The organism is Corynebacterium mycetoides (assembly GCF_900103625.1).
In the GTDB taxonomy this organism is placed as follows: domain Bacteria; phylum Actinomycetota; class Actinomycetes; order Mycobacteriales; family Mycobacteriaceae; genus Corynebacterium; species Corynebacterium mycetoides.
The window spans coordinates 334,529-350,413 of record NZ_LT629700.1 but is presented as its reverse complement, the minus strand read 5'-3'; the positions used below and the strand labels follow the sequence as shown (position 1 = coordinate 350,413).

The 15,885-nt window shown below is 66.1% G+C and carries 18 protein-coding genes; 2 read left to right on the top strand and 16 right to left on the bottom strand.

Annotated elements, in window-relative coordinates; all coding sequences use genetic code 11:
- The first annotated feature begins 56 nt into the window (after nucleotides 1-56).
- The gene (gene glgB / locus BLS40_RS01785) at nucleotides 57-2,255 is read left to right on the top strand and encodes a 1,4-alpha-glucan branching protein GlgB (protein ID WP_092147972.1); all 2,199 of its coding nucleotides are present in this window, start codon (nucleotides 57-59) and stop codon (nucleotides 2,253-2,255) included.
- A gap of 6 nt (nucleotides 2,256-2,261) precedes the next feature.
- On the opposite strand, the gene BLS40_RS01780 is transcribed toward glgB, so the two are convergent.
- The 14 genes from BLS40_RS01780 to BLS40_RS01715 all read right to left on the bottom strand — a co-directional run bounded on the left by BLS40_RS01780 (nucleotide 2,262) and on the right by BLS40_RS01715 (nucleotide 13,007).
- Nucleotides 2,262-3,113 (bottom strand): tetratricopeptide repeat protein, encoded by an 852-nt coding sequence (locus BLS40_RS01780; RefSeq protein WP_092147969.1) that lies wholly within the window; start codon nucleotides 3,111-3,113, stop codon nucleotides 2,262-2,264.
- Entirely contained in the window at nucleotides 3,113-3,421 is a 309-nt protein-coding gene (locus BLS40_RS01775) for a thiamine-binding protein (protein ID WP_092147966.1), read from the bottom strand. The genes BLS40_RS01780 and BLS40_RS01775 overlap by 1 nt, the downstream gene beginning before the upstream one ends.
- Before the next feature lie 22 nt (nucleotides 3,422-3,443).
- Complete coding sequence (locus BLS40_RS01770) at nucleotides 3,444-3,731, bottom strand: hypothetical protein (protein WP_092147963.1); 288 nt, start codon at nucleotides 3,729-3,731, stop codon at nucleotides 3,444-3,446.
- A gap of 14 nt (nucleotides 3,732-3,745) precedes the next feature.
- A complete protein-coding gene (gene nucS / locus BLS40_RS01765; RefSeq protein ID WP_092147960.1) occupies nucleotides 3,746-4,438 on the bottom strand; it encodes an endonuclease NucS in 693 nt (230 codons plus the stop codon).
- A gap of 38 nt (nucleotides 4,439-4,476) precedes the next feature.
- Nucleotides 4,477-4,944 carry a DUF2550 domain-containing protein gene (locus BLS40_RS01760; RefSeq protein ID WP_092147957.1) on the bottom strand — a complete coding sequence of 156 codons (468 nt, stop codon included), beginning with the start codon at nucleotides 4,942-4,944 and terminating at the stop codon, nucleotides 4,477-4,479.
- Nucleotides 4,945-5,110: 166 nt separating this feature from the next.
- Nucleotides 5,111-5,482, bottom strand: coding sequence for a F0F1 ATP synthase subunit epsilon (locus tag BLS40_RS01755; RefSeq protein ID WP_092147954.1), 372 nt, complete (start codon nucleotides 5,480-5,482; stop codon nucleotides 5,111-5,113).
- 10 nt (nucleotides 5,483-5,492) lie between these two features.
- The gene (gene atpD / locus BLS40_RS01750) at nucleotides 5,493-7,001 is read right to left on the bottom strand and encodes a F0F1 ATP synthase subunit beta (protein WP_231908487.1); all 1,509 of its coding nucleotides are present in this window, start codon (nucleotides 6,999-7,001) and stop codon (nucleotides 5,493-5,495) included.
- Between the two features lie 3 nt (nucleotides 7,002-7,004).
- On the bottom strand, nucleotides 7,005-7,979 hold the full coding sequence (locus tag BLS40_RS01745) for a F0F1 ATP synthase subunit gamma (RefSeq protein ID WP_092147952.1): 975 nt from the start codon (nucleotides 7,977-7,979) through the stop codon (nucleotides 7,005-7,007).
- Nucleotides 7,980-8,026: 47 nt separating this feature from the next.
- On the bottom strand, nucleotides 8,027-9,694 hold the full coding sequence (atpA, locus tag BLS40_RS01740; RefSeq protein WP_092147949.1) for a F0F1 ATP synthase subunit alpha: 1,668 nt from the start codon (nucleotides 9,692-9,694) through the stop codon (nucleotides 8,027-8,029).
- A 9-nt stretch (nucleotides 9,695-9,703) separates the two neighbouring features.
- Nucleotides 9,704-10,537: a F0F1 ATP synthase subunit delta gene (locus BLS40_RS01735; RefSeq protein ID WP_092147946.1), complete on the bottom strand. Its 834-nt coding sequence runs from the start codon at nucleotides 10,535-10,537 to the stop codon at nucleotides 9,704-9,706.
- A 5-nt stretch (nucleotides 10,538-10,542) separates the two neighbouring features.
- Nucleotides 10,543-11,109 carry a F0F1 ATP synthase subunit B gene (locus BLS40_RS01730; protein WP_092147943.1) on the bottom strand — a complete coding sequence of 189 codons (567 nt, stop codon included), beginning with the start codon at nucleotides 11,107-11,109 and terminating at the stop codon, nucleotides 10,543-10,545.
- A 48-nt stretch (nucleotides 11,110-11,157) separates the two neighbouring features.
- Nucleotides 11,158-11,400, bottom strand: a complete 243-nt coding sequence (locus tag BLS40_RS01725; protein ID WP_092147940.1) for an ATP synthase F0 subunit C — start codon at nucleotides 11,398-11,400, stop codon at nucleotides 11,158-11,160.
- Nucleotides 11,401-11,509: 109 nt separating this feature from the next.
- Nucleotides 11,510-12,316 carry a F0F1 ATP synthase subunit A gene (atpB, locus tag BLS40_RS01720; RefSeq protein ID WP_092147937.1) on the bottom strand — a complete coding sequence of 269 codons (807 nt, stop codon included), beginning with the start codon at nucleotides 12,314-12,316 and terminating at the stop codon, nucleotides 11,510-11,512.
- A 265-nt stretch (nucleotides 12,317-12,581) separates the two neighbouring features.
- Nucleotides 12,582-13,007: a hypothetical protein gene (locus BLS40_RS01715; protein WP_092152029.1), complete on the bottom strand. Its 426-nt coding sequence runs from the start codon at nucleotides 13,005-13,007 to the stop codon at nucleotides 12,582-12,584.
- A gap of 293 nt (nucleotides 13,008-13,300) precedes the next feature.
- Between BLS40_RS01715 and BLS40_RS01710 the strand changes: the two genes are divergently transcribed.
- A complete protein-coding gene (locus BLS40_RS01710; RefSeq protein ID WP_092147934.1) occupies nucleotides 13,301-13,972 on the top strand; it encodes an SDR family oxidoreductase in 672 nt (223 codons plus the stop codon).
- Between the two features lie 89 nt (nucleotides 13,973-14,061).
- Here BLS40_RS01710 and BLS40_RS01705 read toward each other — a convergent pair whose 3' ends face one another.
- Together BLS40_RS01705 and BLS40_RS01700 are read right to left on the bottom strand one after the other, a co-directional pair.
- Complete coding sequence (locus tag BLS40_RS01705) at nucleotides 14,062-15,204, bottom strand: MraY family glycosyltransferase (protein WP_092147931.1); 1,143 nt, start codon at nucleotides 15,202-15,204, stop codon at nucleotides 14,062-14,064.
- On the bottom strand, nucleotides 15,205-15,864 hold the full coding sequence (locus tag BLS40_RS01700) for an L-threonylcarbamoyladenylate synthase (RefSeq protein WP_092147928.1): 660 nt from the start codon (nucleotides 15,862-15,864) through the stop codon (nucleotides 15,205-15,207).
- Nucleotides 15,865-15,885 lie beyond the last annotated feature (21 nt).

Below are 15,885 nucleotides of genomic sequence, written 5' to 3'. Positions count from 1 at the left end.
AGCGTCGTAAAGCACGCACTACTAGCCCCACCGAACCAGCACGAAGGACTCCTCCCATGACGAGCAATACCTCCCAGCTCCTCATCCCCGACCACGACCGCGCACGCCTGATCGAGTGCAAGCACCACGCGCCGCACGACTTCTACGGCTGGCACTCGGTTCCGGGGGGCTCCGTCGTGCGCACCCGCCAGCTCGGGGCGACCAAGGTGGAGCTGTTGATCCACAACGAGCACCTGGACATGGAGCCGATCGGCGACGACATCTGGGTCATCGGCCTGGACGACGAACGCGCGCCCGACTACCGCCTGCGCATCCACTACCCCTTCGGCAAGAGCGTCATCGTGGCCGACGGATACCACTTCCTGCCCACCCTGGGCTCGCTCGACCTGCACCTGATCAGCGAGGGCCGCCACGAGCGCCTCTGGGAGGTGCTGGGGGCCAACCTGCACACCTACCAGACCACCCTCGGCGAGGTCACCGGCACATCGTTTGCCGTGTGGGCGCCGAACGCCCAGGGTGTAGCCGTGGTCGGGGACTTCTGCAGCTGGAACCCGAACCAGTACCCGATGCGCACCCTCGGTGCCACGGGCGTGTGGGAGGTCTTCATCCCGGGCATCGAGGCCGGCGCCCACTACAAGTTCGCCATCCAGACAGCGGACGGGGTCCGCCTGGACAAGGCCGACCCGATGGCCCGCCAGACGCTCGCGCCGCCGGAGACCGTTTCCGTCGTCGCCGCCGACAGCTCGTACGAGTGGAACGATTCCGACTGGATGCAGCGCCGGGTGGGCATCGACCCCACGAACGCTCCGATGAGCGTCTACGAGTGCCACATCGGCTCCTGGAAGCAGGGCTCCAACTACGCCACCTTAAAAGATGAGCTCGTCCCCTACCTTGTGGACAACGGATTCACCCACGTCGAGTTCCTCCCCGTCGCCGAGCACCCCTTCGGCGGCTCGTGGGGCTACCAGGTCACCGGCTACTACGCGCCGACGGCCCGCTGGGGCACCCCGGACGACTTCCGCGCGCTGGTGGACGAGCTGCACGCGCACGACATCGGCGTGATCGTCGACTGGGTCCCGGCGCACTTCCCCAAGGACGACTGGGCGCTGGGGCGCTTCGACGGCACCGCGCTCTACGAGCACCCCGACTGGCGCCGTGGCGAGCAGAAGGACTGGGGCACCTACGTGTTCGACTTCGGCCGCAACGAAGTGCGCAACTTCCTCGTGGCCAACGCGCTGTACTGGTGCGAGGAGTTCCACCTCGACGGGCTGCGCGTCGACGCGGTGGCATCCATGCTCTACCTCGACTACTCCCGTAACCCGGGCGAGTGGCTGCCCAACAGCCAGGGCGGCCGCGAGAACTGGGACGCCGTGAAATTCCTGCAGGAGACCAACGCCACCGTGCACCGCACACACCCGGGCGTGGTCACCATCGCCGAGGAGTCGACCGCCTGGCCCGGCGTGACGGCGCAGACCGCCGCCGACGGCCTCGGCTTCTCCCTGAAGTGGAACATGGGCTGGATGAACGACACCCTGGAGTACTTCTCACTCGATCCCGTCCACCGGTACTACCACCACAACGAGATCACGTTCTCGCTGGTGTACGCCTTCTCCGAGCGCTACGTGCTGCCCTTCTCCCACGACGAGGTGGTCCACGGCAAGGGCTCGCTGTGGCAGCGCATGCCCGGCGACGATTGGAACAAAGCCGCGGGCCTGCGCTCCCTGTTCGGCTACATGTTCTCCCACCCGGGCAAGCAGCTGATGTTCATGGGTTGCGAGTGGGGCCAAACGACCGAGTGGGACGAGGCGCACTCCATCAACTGGGACAACATCGGCGGCGGCTGGGCCCACGAGTATCACCTTGGCGTGCAGCGCCTGGTGCGCGACTTGAACTTCGTCTACCGGGACACGCCGGCGCTGTTTAGCCAGGACAACACCCCGATGGGGTTCCAATGGGTCAAGGGCGACGACCACGAGCACAACGTGCTCGCGTACGTGCGCTGGGGCGTGGACGGCCAGCCCCTGCTCGCCGTGGTCAACCTCTCCGGGGCCTCGCACCAGGATTACCGCCTGGGCCTGCCGGAGGCGGGCAACTGGCAGCTGCTCATCAACACCGACGACGCCGTCTACGGCGGCGCCGGCAACGAGCTGCCGCGCACTGTGCACACCGAGCCCGTCGAGTGGGACAACTTCGATCACTCGGTGTCCCTGCACCTGCCCGCGATGAGCGTGCAGTACTACACGCTCACCCGCTAGGACAGCCTAGAACAGCGCCGAGGCGAGCCGGGTCCGCGCCGCGATCACGCGCGGATCCCCCGCCTCGAACAGGGTGAACAGCTCCAGGAGCCGCTCCTTGGCCCGCGGGTCGGTGGTGACCAGCGCCAGCAGCCGATCGAAGGCCTTCTCGGGCGCGCCCGCGACAACCTCCGCGTCGGCGGCCGCGAGCTGCTTGTCCACGTTGCCCGGGTCGGCGTCGGCCTCCACCACGGGATCTGTCGTCCGGTTGGTGGGATCGAGCCGCTTGAGCACCCCGACGGTTGCGCGCGCCTGCTTGATCTCGGCGTTGGCGGGATCTTCGGCGAGGATCTCGTCGTAGATCTTCGTCGCCGCGTCGAAGTCGCCGGCGTTAAGCGCGGCGGTCGCCGCGTCGAGCCGGGGGTCGTCGTCACGCTCGTGCTCAGGCTCCCCCAGCCCGGGCAGCTGCTTGCCGACGCCCTCCACCAGCGCCTCGACCCACTGCGTCAGCTGCTCGGCCGGCTGGTTGCCCTCGAAGCTTGTCACGGGGCGGCCGGCGGCGAGCGCCACCACCGTGGGCAAAACGCGCACCCCGAACGCCTGGGCCACGGCGGGTGTCGCGTCCGCGTCGACGTAGGCCACCCTGAAGCTGCGCTGCCCGCGCGCGAGCTGCGCAAACGCCGCGCTCAGCGCCTGGGAGTCCGGCGAGCGCTGTGTGCCGATGTGCACGATCACCGGGATCCTCGTGGAGAGCTGGAGCACCTCGGCTTCCAAGGTCTCCTCCGTCACGGAGACCACGGGCTCGAAGTCGCCTGCGGGCGCCTCGGGCTGCTGCGCGAGCTTGCCCAGGTCTACGGCGCCAGGACCGAAATCTGCCATCAGTTGTTCTCCTCCAAGTGCTTGTCCAACGACTCCATCTTGGTTGTCAGCATGTTCTCGTGCCCCGGCCGGATGTCGGCCTTGAGCACCAGCGAGACGCGCGGCGCGACCTCCGCGACGGCCTCCGTGGCCCGCTTGATCACGTCCATCACCTCGTCCCACTCCCCCTCCACGGTGGTGAACATCGCGGTTGTTTCGTTGGGCAATCCGGACTCCCGCACGACGCGCACGGCACGGGCGACGGCCCCCGCCATCTCAGCGGTGGGGTTGGACGTGGTCGTCGGGGCGACAGAGAAGGCGACAATCATGGCCCCCAGCCTAGCTGCGTCCTCACCGCCGCTGCCAGCAGTGCTTGTGCCAGTGCCGCCTGTCCTCCCCGCCGCGGCCCGTGTCCCGCGGCCACGCCACGACGTGCGCGACCCCGGGCGGGATATTCTGGTTGCACCCGGGGCAGACGTAAAACTTCGTCGCCGCGGCCGACCCGATCTGCCGCACGCAGTAAATCTCCCCGTTGGCCCAGCGCGGGCCCTCCATGTACTGGGTACCCACGAACGTTGAGCCGTCGCGTGGCAGGACGTAGCCGGGGGTGATGTTGTTGCGGCGATTGCGGCGAGGCATTCGTGTACGCCCCCCTAGAACAGCCGCAGCTCGGTGGACTCGATGCCGCGCAGCTCGTCGTAGTCGAGCACGAGGCAGCGGAAGCCCCGGTCCTGCGCCAGGGTGCGCGCCTGGGGCTTGATCTCCTGCGCGGCGAACACCCCGTGCACCGGCGCCAGCAGCTCGTCGCGGTTGAGCAGGTCGACGTAGCGGGTGAGCTGCTCCACCCCGTCGATCCCGCCGCGGCGCTTGACCTCCACCGCCACGGTGTGACCCTGGGGGTCGCGGGCGAGGATGTCTACCGGCCCGATCGCGGTCGGGTACTCCCGGCGAATCAGCGAGTAGTCCGCGCCCAGGGTCTGAATGTGCTCCGCCAAAAGCTCCTGCAGATGGGCCTCGACCCCGTCCTTGACCAGGCCCGGATCGTCGCCCAGATCCACCGAGGTGTCGCTGACGATCCGTTCCAACGTGATGCGCAGCTGCTCCCCCTTGGTGTTCTCCACGATCCACAGCTGCTCGCCGGTGTCCTCGCCGTCGAGGTCGATGACGGCTTCCTCCCGGAGCGTGCACGGCGGCGTCATCCAGTTCAGGGGCTTGTACGCGCGGTCGTCGGCATGGATGGATACGGAGCCGTCGGCCTTGACCATGATGAGCCGGAGAGCGGACGGCAGGTGCGCATCCAGCCGTCCGATGTAGTCAACGGAGCACTGGGCAATGACGAGACGCATGCCCTCCAGGGTACCGCCGGCGGGCCCGCCCGAATAGTTCAGGACCGGCCGGACCGTGCGCGGCCGCCCCGCTGCCTGCTTATCGACGCCACCCGGCGCAGCTGGCGCTCATTCGGCGCGGATTCCAGCCACGACACGAGCGCCATGCGCGCCCGCTTGTCGCTGGCGAACTCGAAGCCGCCCTTCGGCGTCGAGAGCACCAACACCCTGTCCACGTCTGGCATGATCTCGCGCTCATCAGCGTTGATGTCCCGGAAACCGTCGACTTCGGTGCCTCGGCGGCTGAGCACCACATCGCTTTGAAACGCGAGCGACCGCAGTTTGTAGAACTTGAGGTTTTCATCGGTGTAGCGGAATACCCCGTGACGCCAGCCGTGCACACCCGACGCGGGCAAATGCCGGAGCAGCCCCTGCGAGCCGGTGTTGCGCACGGCGACGAAACGCCACACAGCCGCCACGAAGACAACCACGACGAACGCGGCGAACACGTAAGCGACGTAGTGCATTCCTTCTCCTACCTGTGAAGACGGGCTTTGCGCCAATTGTATCCGCTGCGGTGCGGTTGGGAAACTCAGTGAAAGCGGCTAACGCCGTGAAACGCCAAAGGCAGCACGCCCCCGAGGAATTCGGGGTGTGCTGCCTTGCGCAGAACTCGGCGGACTGCCGGGGCGGCTAGCGGCCGGCGCGGCGCACCGCGGCAAGCTCAGCCTGCCCGCGCCACTTGCTCAACTCGTCGTCGTCCTGGTTGGCGTTGGACTCCGCTTCGGTGGAGTTGACCTCGCTGGCGAGCGTCGCCCAGTCAGCCAGAACGGTGACCTTGTCGCCCACCACGGAGAGGAAACCGCCCTGGACCGCGGCGATGATGCGATCCCCGTCGACCGGGTTGATCGTGACCACGCCGTTGTCCTTGAGCTGGCCGAGGATGGGTTCGTGGCCCGGCAGAATACCGATCTCACCCTCGGTGGTCTGAGCGGTGACGATGCTGGCCTGGCCGGTCCAGATCATGCGGTCGACCGAGACCAGTTGCACGGTGATTTCAGCCATGTCGGCCCTCCTACTTCTCCTGCAGCTTCTTGTACGCTGCCTCGACGTCGTCCAGGCCACCCAGGTTCGAGAACGCCTGCTCCGGGTAGGCGTCGAACTCGCCCTCAGCCAGACGGTCGAAGGCCTCGATGGTCTCCTCGAGCGGCACGTAGGAACCCTCGTCGCCGGTGAACTTCTTCGCCACGAAGAAGTTCTGGCCGAGGAAGCGCTGGATCTTACGTGCGCGCATAACGGTGAGCTTGTCCTCTTCGGACAGCTCGTCCATGCCGAGGATGGCGATGATGTCCTGCAGCTCCTTGTTCTTCTGCAGGATACCGATCACCTTCTGCGCGACCGCGTAGTGGCGCTCGCCAACGATGCTCGGCTCGAGGATGCGCGAGGTCGAGGTCAGCGGGTCCACGGCGGGGTAGATACCCTTCGAGGCGATCGAGCGGGATAGCTCGGTGGTCGCGTCGAGGTGGGCGAAGGTGGTGGCCGGAGCCGGGTCGGTGTAGTCGTCGGCGGGCACGTAGACGGCCTGCAGAGACGTAATCGAACGGCCCTTGGTCGAGGTGATGCGCTCCTGGAGCACACCCATCTCGTCGGCCAGGGTCGGCTGGTAGCCCACGGCGGACGGCATGCGGCCCAGAAGGGTCGACACCTCGGAGCCCGCCTGGGTGAAGCGGAAGATGTTGTCGATGAACAGCAGCACGTCCTGGCCCTGGACGTCGCGGAAGTACTCCGCCATGGTCAGGCCGGACAGGGCCACGCGCATACGAACCCCTGGCGGCTCGTCCATCTGGCCGAAGACAAGGGCGGTGTCGGGGAGAACGCCCATGTCCTCCATCTCGAGGAAGAGGTCGGTGCCCTCGCGGGTGCGCTCGCCGACGCCCGCGAACACGGAGGTGCCGGAGAACTCGCGGGCGATACGGGTGATCATCTCCTGGATGAGCACCGTCTTGCCCACGCCCGCGCCGCCGAAGAGGCCGATCTTGCCGCCCTTGACGTACGGGGTGAGCAGGTCAATGACCTTGATGCCGGTCTCGAGGATCTCGGTCTTGCCCTCGAGGTCCTTGAAGGCGGGCGGGTCGCGGTGGATGCCCCAGCGCTCGCCGTCGACGCCCACGGACGGGTCGTCGAGGCACTCGCCGAGCGCATTGAACACGTGGCCCTTGACCTGGTCGCCGACCGGGACAGAGATCGGGTTGCCGGAGTCGCGCACCTGGGCACCGCGGACGAGGCCGTCGGTCGGCGCCATGGCGATGGCGCGCACCAGGTTGTCGCCCAGGAACTGGGCGACCTCGAGGGTCAGGGTGCGGGACAGCTCACCGAGCTCGATGTCGGTGTGCAGTGCGTTGTACAGCTCGGGCAGCTCGCCACGCGGGAACTCCACGTCGACGACCGCGCCGATGACGCGGACGATGCGGCCGTTCTCGGAACCCGCCGGGTTCTGAGTGTTCACGGCCTCGCGGGTTACAGCCTGGTTCTCGGCCTCGCCCGTCGGCTCATCGCGTCCATCAGTAGACAGAGCAGTTGTCATGATTTAGTCACTTTCTCCACTATCGGCCAGCGCGCCGGCGCCGCCGATAATCTCGGTGATTTCCTGGGTGATTTGTGCCTGACGGGCTTGGTTAGCCTCACGGGACAGGGTGTTGGCAAGGTCCGTCGCGTTATCGGTTGCGTTCTTCATGGCGGTGCGGCGCGAAGCGGACTCCGACGCCGAGGCCTCGAGGAAGAACGAGTACAAGATCCTGGAGACGTACGCCGGAAGCAGCCTCTCCATGAGCGTGTCCGGGTCCGGCTCGAACTCCATGTCGGGTCCGACCTCACCGGAGTTCGACAGCATGTCCTCCTGCTCGTAGGTGTACTCCTCCAGCACCGGCTCGATCGGAAGCAGCTGGTGCACCCTCGCCTCCTGCGACAGCATGGAGACGAATTCGGTGTACACCACGTGCACCTGGTCGAAACCGCGCACGGCTTCGCCCTCCGGAGCGTTGACGCCCTCGCGCCACTTGACCGTCCCCGCGGAACCCGCGAGGAAGCCGTTGACAATGTGGGTGCGCACGTCGTGGGTGGACTCCCACGAGGGGTTCTGGGACCAGCCGGTCCACGCCCCGCCGATGTCCTGGGAGCGGAACCGGTAATGCGTCACGCCCTTGCCGCCAGTGACGAAGCGAACCACCTCGTAGCCCGCGTCCTCGAGCATGCGCTCGAGCTCGCCGGCCTTCTTCAAAACGTTGTGGTTGTAGCCGCCAGCCATACCGCGGTCAGAGGTGACCACGAGGATCGCCGCGACCCGACCGTTCTCACGCTCGTGGAGCATGGGGTGGTCGAGGGAGCTCGCGGCCGCGAGGCGCTCCATGACCTTCTGCATCTCGTCGGCGTACGGCTTGGCCGCCTCGACGCGCTGCTGGGCCTTGGTGATCTGCGATGTCGCGATCAGTTCCTGGGCCTTGGTGATCTTCTTCGTGGAGTTGACGGACCTGATGCGGTCACGCAATTCGCGAAGTGTTGCCATGGTTTACTCTCCTCCCTTCCTTTTGTAGAAGTGATCCAAGTGGGTGACTACTTGGAGCGGTTGACGTTGAGCGTGTGCTTCTTAACTTCCGAGGCGTCGAGCGGGTCGGGCTCCGGTTCGCGCACGACGCGCTCGCCTGCGGTGGTCTGGAACCCGCGGGCGAAGTCCTGGTTGACGCGCAGCAGGGTCTCCTTGGAGGTGTCATCGAGTGCGGCGCCGCCGGCGATCTGCTCGTAGACCTCCGGGGCGGTGGCACGGATGTGCTCGTGGAGCTCGGCCTCGTAACGGCGGACGTCCTCGACGGGAACGACGTCGAAGACACCCTCGTTGGCGAGCCAGATCGAGATGATCTGGAACTCCACCGACTGCGGGGCGTTCTCGGCCTGCTTGAGCAGCTCCACCAGACGCTGGCCGCGCTCGAGCTGGCGCTTCGAGGCGGAGTCCAGGTCGGAAGCGAACGCGGCGAAGGCCTCGAGGTCGCGGTACGCGGCCAGGTCGAGACGCAGGGAGCCCGCAACCTTCTTCATGCCCTTGGTCTGGGCGGCGCCACCGACGCGGGACACGGAGATACCGACGTCAATCGCCGGGCGGACACCCTGGTTGAACAGGTCGGACTGCAGGAAGACCTGGCCGTCGGTGATCGAGATGACGTTCGTCGGAATGAAGGCGGACACGTCGTTCGCCTTCGTCTCGATGATCGGCAGCGCGGTCAGGGAACCGGCGCCCAGCTCGTCGTTAAGCTTGGCGGCGCGCTCCAGCAGGCGGGAGTGGAGGTAGAACACGTCGCCCGGGTACGCCTCGCGGCCCGGTGGGCGGCGCAGGAGCAGCGAAATCGCGCGGTAGGCCTCAGCCTGTTTGGTCAGATCATCGTAGATGACCAGGACGTGCTTGCCCTGGTACATCCAGTGCTGGCCCAGCGCGGCGGCGGAGAACGGTGCCAGCCACTTGAAGCCGGCGGAATCAGACGCCGGTGCGGCGACGATCGTGGTGTACTCCAGTGCGCCGTACTCCTCAAGGGTGCGGCGCACGCCTGCGATGGTCGAGCCCTTCTGGCCGATGGCGACGTAGATGCAACGCACCTGCTTCGACGGGTCACCGGTCTCCCAGAAAGCCTTCTGGTTGAGGATGGTGTCGATGCAGACCGCGGTCTTGCCGGTCTTGCGGTCGCCGATGATGAGCTGGCGCTGGCCGCGGCCGATCGGCGTCATGGCGTCGATCGCCTTCATGCCGGTGGCCATGGGCTCCTCGACCGGCTGGCGGTCGAGAACGCCGGCGGCCTGGAGCTCCAGCGCGCGCTCCTCGTCGGACTCGATCGGGCCGAGGCCGTCGATCGGCTGGCCCAGAGGGTTGATGACTCGGCCGAGGAAGTTCTCCCCGACCGGGATGGACAGGACCTCTCCGGTCCTTTTGACTTGGTCACCCTCGGTGAGGGTTTCGAAATTGCCCAGGACCACGACGCCAATGGAGTCGGTCTCAAGGTTCTGTGCAACGCCGATGACACCGTTGGGGAACTCGAGCAGCTCATTCGTCATGCAGCCCGGCAGCCCGGAAACCTGGGCAATGCCGTCTGCGGCCGAAGTCACCACGCCGACCTCCTCACGGGAGGCCTCCGCAGAGTAGCTCGAGGTGTAGTTCGCTATCGCGCTACGGATCTCATCGGAGGAGATCGTCAGCTCCGCCATGTTCTTCCTGCTCTCGGTAGATTGTTCCAGCATATGTATTGTCTAGTAGGCCGTCGTGGCGGCGAGGTCGGCCCGCATGCGCGTGATCTTACCGCGCGTGGAACCGTCGATGACCTCGTCGCCGACCCGGATAACCATTCCGCCGAGGAGGCTGGGGTCAACCTCAGAGTGGATGGCCATCTCACGACCGTAAATCTGTGCAAGCTTCCCGGCGAGCGTCTCGCGCTGAGAGTCGTTGAGCTCCTCAGCGGTTGCGACGCGCGCGACCGTCTTGCCCCGCAGCTCCGCCACCTCGGTGGCGACGGCGGCGAGGTCGTCAACGGGGCCGGACACCGGCCGGCCGATCACCTGCAAAGCCAAGGCCTCGGTGAACACCGTCACCTTGCCGTAAATCACGCTAGCCAGCAGCCCGCGCTTCTTGTCCGCGGTTGCGGTGCGGTCGGACAGTAGCTGGGTCAGCTCTTTCTCGCGCTCCAGCAGCACGGACAGGCCGAAGAGCTCTTCTTCGACCTGCTCCAGCTGCCCTTGCTCCCGCGCGCCGTTGAGCAGCGCGCGGCGCCCGAGATTGACCAGCCCCTGGCGCAGTTCGCGCGGGGAGGACCACTCGTGGCGCGCCGCTTCCGCCAGCACCTGCTTCGTCGGCTCGGCGACCTTGTTGCCGAGCACGTCGTTCATGATGCCTTCGCGCTGGGCGGGGTCGAGGGACTGATCCGCAACGGCGACACGCAACGCGCGCTCCCGGTCCAGCTGGTCCACTGCGAGGAACAGCTCGGTGCCGATCTGCGCGGCGGTGGCGACGGAATTGTCGGAGTTGCGGATCAACTCGTCGAGCTGACCCGAGACCTGCTCTTGTGCTTCGCGACTAGCTGCCTTCATCTCGCCTACTTCCTCGTGGAAACGTTGTCGAGAGTGGACAGGAAGTCGTCGATGGTGGAGGAACGACGGGTCGAATCCGACAGCTCGGTGCCGAGCAAGCGCTCGGCGAGAGTGATCGAGTTCTGGCCCATTTCGTTGCGCAGCTCGGACACGACCTGCTCGCGGGAGGCGAGCAGCTGCTTCTCTCCAGCCTCGATGATGCGGCGGGACTCAGCCTCGGCGTTGACGCGTGCCTCCGCCTCGATCTCCTTGCCCTTCGCGCGGGCAGCTTCGCGGATCTCGGCGGCCTCGGCGCGCGCCTCGGCGAGCTCTGCGTTGTTCTTCTCCAGGGCAGCCTTTGCTTCCGCCTGGGCAACCTGAGCACGCTCAATGCCGCCCTTGATTCGGTCTTCGCGCTCCGCCAGCACTTCCTGGAACTTCGGAAGGACGTACTTCCAGAAGAGCAGGAAAACGACGACGAAGACAACCAACGACCAAACCACGTCGTACATGGGAGGCAGAAGGATGGACGGCTCGGATTCGAGCGGGAGAGCACCTTCAGCTGCCACGTTAAAGATAGTGACGTTTGTCATAGGTTGCTCCTGATCTAAAAGGTTTACGGGGTATATGTTCGTCGACTCTTAGAACAGGAAGCCGGCAACGAGGCCGATCAGGGCGAGTGCCTCGACGAAGGCGATACCCAGGAACATGGTGGTGCGCAGCTGGCCGGCCATCTCGGGCTGGCGAGCCATGCCCTCTACGGTCTTGCCAACGAGCATGCCGATGCCGATGCCCGGGCCGATGGTGGCAATGCCGTAGCCGATGGACTGGAGGCCGTCGAAGGTGGTGGTGGTATCGGCCTGGGCGAGGATGATCTCGTTCATGTGAAAGTCGTTCCCTTTCTAGGTGCGCTGCTGCGAGGAGGTTTTATCGCAGTCAGGCAGGTGACATTTGAGTGGGGTTATTCAGTTTGGCCTGTGGTTTCGCGCTTTGTTAGTGCGAATCAGCGTGCAGCGAAAGCTCGATGTACACCGCGGTCAAAAGAGCGAAGATGTACGCCTGCAGGAAGATGATAATCAACTCGTACAGGGTGAAGAGCAGCGCTGCGATCAGGGTCAGGCCACTCACCGCCGTCCAGGCGTTCAGCTGCCAGAAGAAGAAGTTGGTAGCGGAGTACAGAAGGACGAGGATGATGTGGCCCGCCAGGAAGTTCGCCATGAGACGAAGAGCCAGCGTGACCGGACGCAGAACGAACGTCGAGAAGAACTCGATCGGCACCACCAAGAGGTGGAGCAGCGGAGGGAGGTTGGGAATCACGAGCGAGTGCTTGAAGTACTTCGCGCCGTAGCGCTGCACTCCGGCGTAGATCATCGCGATGTAGGCGACAACCGCCAGCACGATCGGCATGCCGATGCGGGCGTTGGGCGAGATGTTGAGCCCCGGGATGATTGTGGCCGCGTTCATGAACAGAATCGTGAAAAAGATGGTGGCGAGGACCGGAAGGAAACGCTTCCCATCTTTCTTACCCAGTGTGTCTTCGGCGATGTTGACGCGCACGAAGTCCACGCCCATCTCGGCGAAGTTCTGCAAACCCTTAGGAACCAGCTGAGGCTTCCTAAAAGCAATAACAAAGAGAAGCACCAGGATCGCCGCGACGAAGAGCCGGACAATCATGATGCGATCGAGTGCGAACCACCCGTTGGCGAAGTCCTCGCCAATCATGTGGCCGTACGTTTGCCCCGGGAAAAATTCTGGACCAAGTGAGGGCGCGTGGAATGACCCCTTAAAGCCCTCGGCCAAAGTTGTAACGCTCAGCGTTCTCTCCCGTTCTCGGGCCGCATTCCGTAAACGGCAATGCGGTGCGATGGACGTCTTCAAGAAGACTGTCACCGCGGCGGACTCCGTCGCACATCAGCGACCGCGGGACAGGGGATGTTTTTTAAGGCAGTTCAACGCCGACTCGCAAGCAGGCCAAAAGCTACCTCAAGCAAACCCAGCGGATAGCCTAACAGGTCGACGGCCGTTCCGGCGTGTCAGGGGGTGAGCGTTTCGCCCCCTCCCCGCTTCAGCCGCCGATGTAGCTCACACGCGAGGTGATCACGCCCCACGCCTCCGCGGCGAGCACGACCACGAGCGCGAGGATCGCGGTGACGCCGAAGGCCGTGTGGTCGTAGAACTGCATGTCGCGGATGAGCAGCAGGACGATGATCAAGATCACCATCTTGACCAGCCACCCGCCCAGCACGATCGCCATGGTCGTCGACGGCGAGGTGCCCGACGTCGCCAGCACCGAGGCGGCTGTCAGGAGCACGAACCCCCCGCCGATAACCGCGCCGAGCAGGACCGCCCACAGCCCCGGAAGACCGCGCGCGGCCCCCCACCCCATCAGCGAGACCACCGTCAGGCCCACCAAGATCCAGCCGCCGAGGCGCAGCGCCCGGATCAGGGGGCGGCGCGGGTCGTCGAAGTCGGTGGTGTCGGCGGCCACCAGCTCGCCGCCGCTTGTCGACGCCCCCGTGGCGCCGCGTCCGTCGTCATCCCGCGCGTCGTCCCGCGAGGAAGGGTTCGAGGAAGTGTTCACAGTCGCACACCTTACCGCCGGGCCCCTGTGATGAGGAACCACGAGTACTGACGAGCACTGGCGAGCACTGTCTAGCACTCGGGAGCATCGTTGCACGCGTCCACAACGAGGCCTACCCTGGCTGGCACAACGTAAACACGAGACAGGAGGACGTTATAACTACGCCAAATAATGAAGTTGTTCCGGAAAACACGAATCAGACTGTGCCCGCCGGCACTGTCGCTGTTATCGGCGCCCACGGCAAGGTCGCCCGTCTCGCCATCCCGAGGATCGCCAAGCAGGGCATCGAGGTTGTCGGCATCATCCGCAACCCCGACCACGCAAGCGACGTCGAGGCGGACGGCGCCACCCCGGTGGTGTTTGATATCGAGGCAGCCGAGCAGTCGGACATTGAGGGGCTGCTGCGCTCCCGCGGCGTCGACACGCTCGTGTGGTCCGCGGGTGCGGGCGGGGGCGACCCCAAGCGCACGATGGCGGTGGACCGCGACGCGGCGATCCGCTCCATGGATGCCGCCGTCGAGGCGGGTGTCCGCCATTACGTGATGGTCTCCTTCTTCGGCGCCGGCCCCAACCACGGATTGTCCGAGGACCACGCGCTCTACACCTACGCGGAGGCGAAGTCCGAGGCGGACGCCCACCTGGAGAATTCCGTGCTGAGCTACACGCTGCTGCGCCCCAGCACGTTGAACGATGACGAGGGCACGGGCAAGGTGGACGTTACGTCGAACTCCGCTGAGGAGACGAGCCGCGGCAACGTCGCCGCGATGATTGCTGCGGCCGTCGAGCATGGCCCCGCAGGTGGAGCCGCCCGGCTGAACAGGGTCTTCGAGTTTAACGACGGTGAGACTCCGGTCGAGGATCTGTTCCTCTCCTAAGGAACACTCTTTTAGTAAATAGCTAGTACTCGGCTCGTACTCAGCGCGGGCAGGGACACTGATTCCCTGCCCGCGCTGCTGCGTCCGCGCTAGTGCGCCCCGGGTCCGATCGTGCCTCTCACCAGCGGCACCGCCGTGAGCGCCGCCGCCCCGACGAGGGCCACGACGGTGAACCCGGCAGCCCAGGTCACGGGGAAGATGGAAAAACTCACCGCGCCGAAGGCGACGGCGGAGACCCACAGGTAGAGCACGAGCACGGTGCGGCGGTGCGTGTGCCCCAACCGCAGCAGGCGGTGGTGGATGTGCCCGGCGTCGGCGGCGAACGGGCTCTGTCCGCGCGCGGTGCGCCGCACCACCGCCCAGATGAGATCGAGCACCGGGAGCGCGACCGCCGCCAGCACCACGACGATCGGGCTGATCAGCGCCACGAAATCAGCCGCCCCGTAGAGGGACATGTTGATCTTGCCGGAGGCGGAGATGGAGGCCGCCGCGAGCAGAAGCCCGATGAGCATCGCCCCGGAATCCCCCATGAAAATGCGGGCGGGTTCGAAGTTGTGCGGCAAGAAGCCGCCGCAGATCCCCACCAGCGCCGCGCAGATAATCGCGGGCGGGTAGGCGGAAACGGCCCCGCCCTGGTCGTGCAGGACCGTGAGGGAAAACAGCAGAATCGCCCCTCCGGCAATCATCCCCAGCCCGGCGGCGAGGCCATCGATGCCGTCGACGAAGTTGATCGCGTTGATGAGCAGCACCGTGAACACCGAGCTGACCACCACCCCCTGCACCTGGTCGAAGATGAGCGTCGTGCCTCCCCCGCCGGGCAGGTAGAACACGGTGAACACCAGGCCGAGCAGGCTCATGAGGGTGGCCGCGAAGAACTGGGCAATGAGCTTGGTCATCGCGCCGAGCTCGTAGAGGTCATCGATCACCCCCGCCACGACGATGGCGAACGCGCCGGCCACCACCGCCGTCATCTCCGGGGTGACGGGGGCGAAGCCGCGCGTGAGCGCCGGCAGCTGCTGGGCCAGGAAGACTGCGGAGCCGAAGCCGGTGAACATCGCGACCCCGCCGAGCGACGGCGTGGGCTGGGTGTGCACGTCGCGCTGGCGGATCTCCGCCACGCGCCCCGTGCGCACGAGCAGTGAGCGCACCAGGCCGGTGGAGAGGTACGTGATCGCGGCCGCGACGAGCAGCACCAGCCCCAGCTCGCGCAGCGGCACACCCGCTCCCGACATCTACTTCCTCCGCAAGCTCTCCGCGTCAAGTCCGAGGACTTCACCGATGCGCTCGGCGGGGACTGCGCCCTCGCGCAGGATCACGGGAGCCGGTCCGGAGATGTCGATGATGGTCGACGGCTCCCCCACCGTCGCCCTGCCCCCGTCCAGGTAGATGGGGACGGCGTTGCCGAACTGCTGCCGGGCGGCCGAGGTTGTCACCGGGGGCTCGTGGCCGGTCAGGTTCGCGGACGACACCGCCATCGGCCCGACTTCGCGCAGCAGCTCGATGGCCAACGGCTGGTTCGGCATGCGCAGCAACACGGTGCCGCGGGTGTCGCCGAGGTTCCACGGCAGCGACGGCGCCTCGGGCACCACGATCGACAGCCCGCCGGGCCAAAAGGCCTCCACGAGCGTCTTCGCGGTGTCGGAGAACTCGCGGACAAGCCCCTGGATGGTGCTCCACGACCCGACGAGCACGGGAACCGGCATGTCGGGGCCCCGGCGCTTGGTGGCCAGTAGCTTGGCCACAGCGTCGTTGTTGAAGGCGTCGCAGCCGATGCCGTAGACGGTGTCGGTGGGCAGCACGACGCACTGGCCGGCGCGGATGGCGTCGACGGCGGCTGCGATTCCTTCTGCTCGACCCTCGTCGGCGAGGCAGTCATACGTTGTGCTGGCCATGAATCTCCTTAACTTCGAGCA

What these genes read in the sequence shown, in the direction of transcription:
- BLS40_RS01730 (WP_092147943.1), bottom strand. Translation starts at nt 11,109, where the DNA reads ATGACAAACGTCACTATCTTTAACGTGGCAGCTGAAGGTGCTCTCCCG.
- BLS40_RS01775 (WP_092147966.1), bottom strand. Translation starts at nt 3,421, where the DNA reads ATGATTGTCGCCTTCTCTGTCGCCCCGACGACCACGTCCAACCCCACC.
- BLS40_RS01760 (WP_092147957.1), bottom strand. Translation starts at nt 4,944, where the DNA reads ATGCACTACGTCGCTTACGTGTTCGCCGCGTTCGTCGTGGTTGTCTTC.
- BLS40_RS01770 (WP_092147963.1), bottom strand. Translation starts at nt 3,731, where the DNA reads ATGCCTCGCCGCAATCGCCGCAACAACATCACCCCCGGCTACGTCCTG.
- BLS40_RS01725 (WP_092147940.1), bottom strand. Translation starts at nt 11,400, where the DNA reads ATGAACGAGATCATCCTCGCCCAGGCCGATACCACCACCACCTTCGAC.
- BLS40_RS01705 (WP_092147931.1), bottom strand. Translation starts at nt 15,204, where the DNA reads ATGTCGGGAGCGGGTGTGCCGCTGCGCGAGCTGGGGCTGGTGCTGCTC.
- nucS (WP_092147960.1), bottom strand. Translation starts at nt 4,438, where the DNA reads ATGCGTCTCGTCATTGCCCAGTGCTCCGTTGACTACATCGGACGGCTG.
- BLS40_RS01780 (WP_092147969.1), bottom strand. Translation starts at nt 3,113, where the DNA reads ATGGCAGATTTCGGTCCTGGCGCCGTAGACCTGGGCAAGCTCGCGCAG.
- BLS40_RS01755 (WP_092147954.1), bottom strand. Translation starts at nt 5,482, where the DNA reads ATGGCTGAAATCACCGTGCAACTGGTCTCGGTCGACCGCATGATCTGG.
- glgB (WP_092147972.1), top strand. Translation starts at nt 57, where the DNA reads ATGACGAGCAATACCTCCCAGCTCCTCATCCCCGACCACGACCGCGCA.
- BLS40_RS01700 (WP_092147928.1), bottom strand. Translation starts at nt 15,864, where the DNA reads ATGGCCAGCACAACGTATGACTGCCTCGCCGACGAGGGTCGAGCAGAA.
- BLS40_RS01735 (WP_092147946.1), bottom strand. Translation starts at nt 10,537, where the DNA reads ATGAAGGCAGCTAGTCGCGAAGCACAAGAGCAGGTCTCGGGTCAGCTC.
- atpD (WP_231908487.1), bottom strand. Translation starts at nt 7,001, where the DNA reads ATGACAACTGCTCTGTCTACTGATGGACGCGATGAGCCGACGGGCGAG.
- atpA (WP_092147949.1), bottom strand. Translation starts at nt 9,694, where the DNA reads ATGCTGGAACAATCTACCGAGAGCAGGAAGAACATGGCGGAGCTGACG.
- BLS40_RS01745 (WP_092147952.1), bottom strand. Translation starts at nt 7,979, where the DNA reads ATGGCAACACTTCGCGAATTGCGTGACCGCATCAGGTCCGTCAACTCC.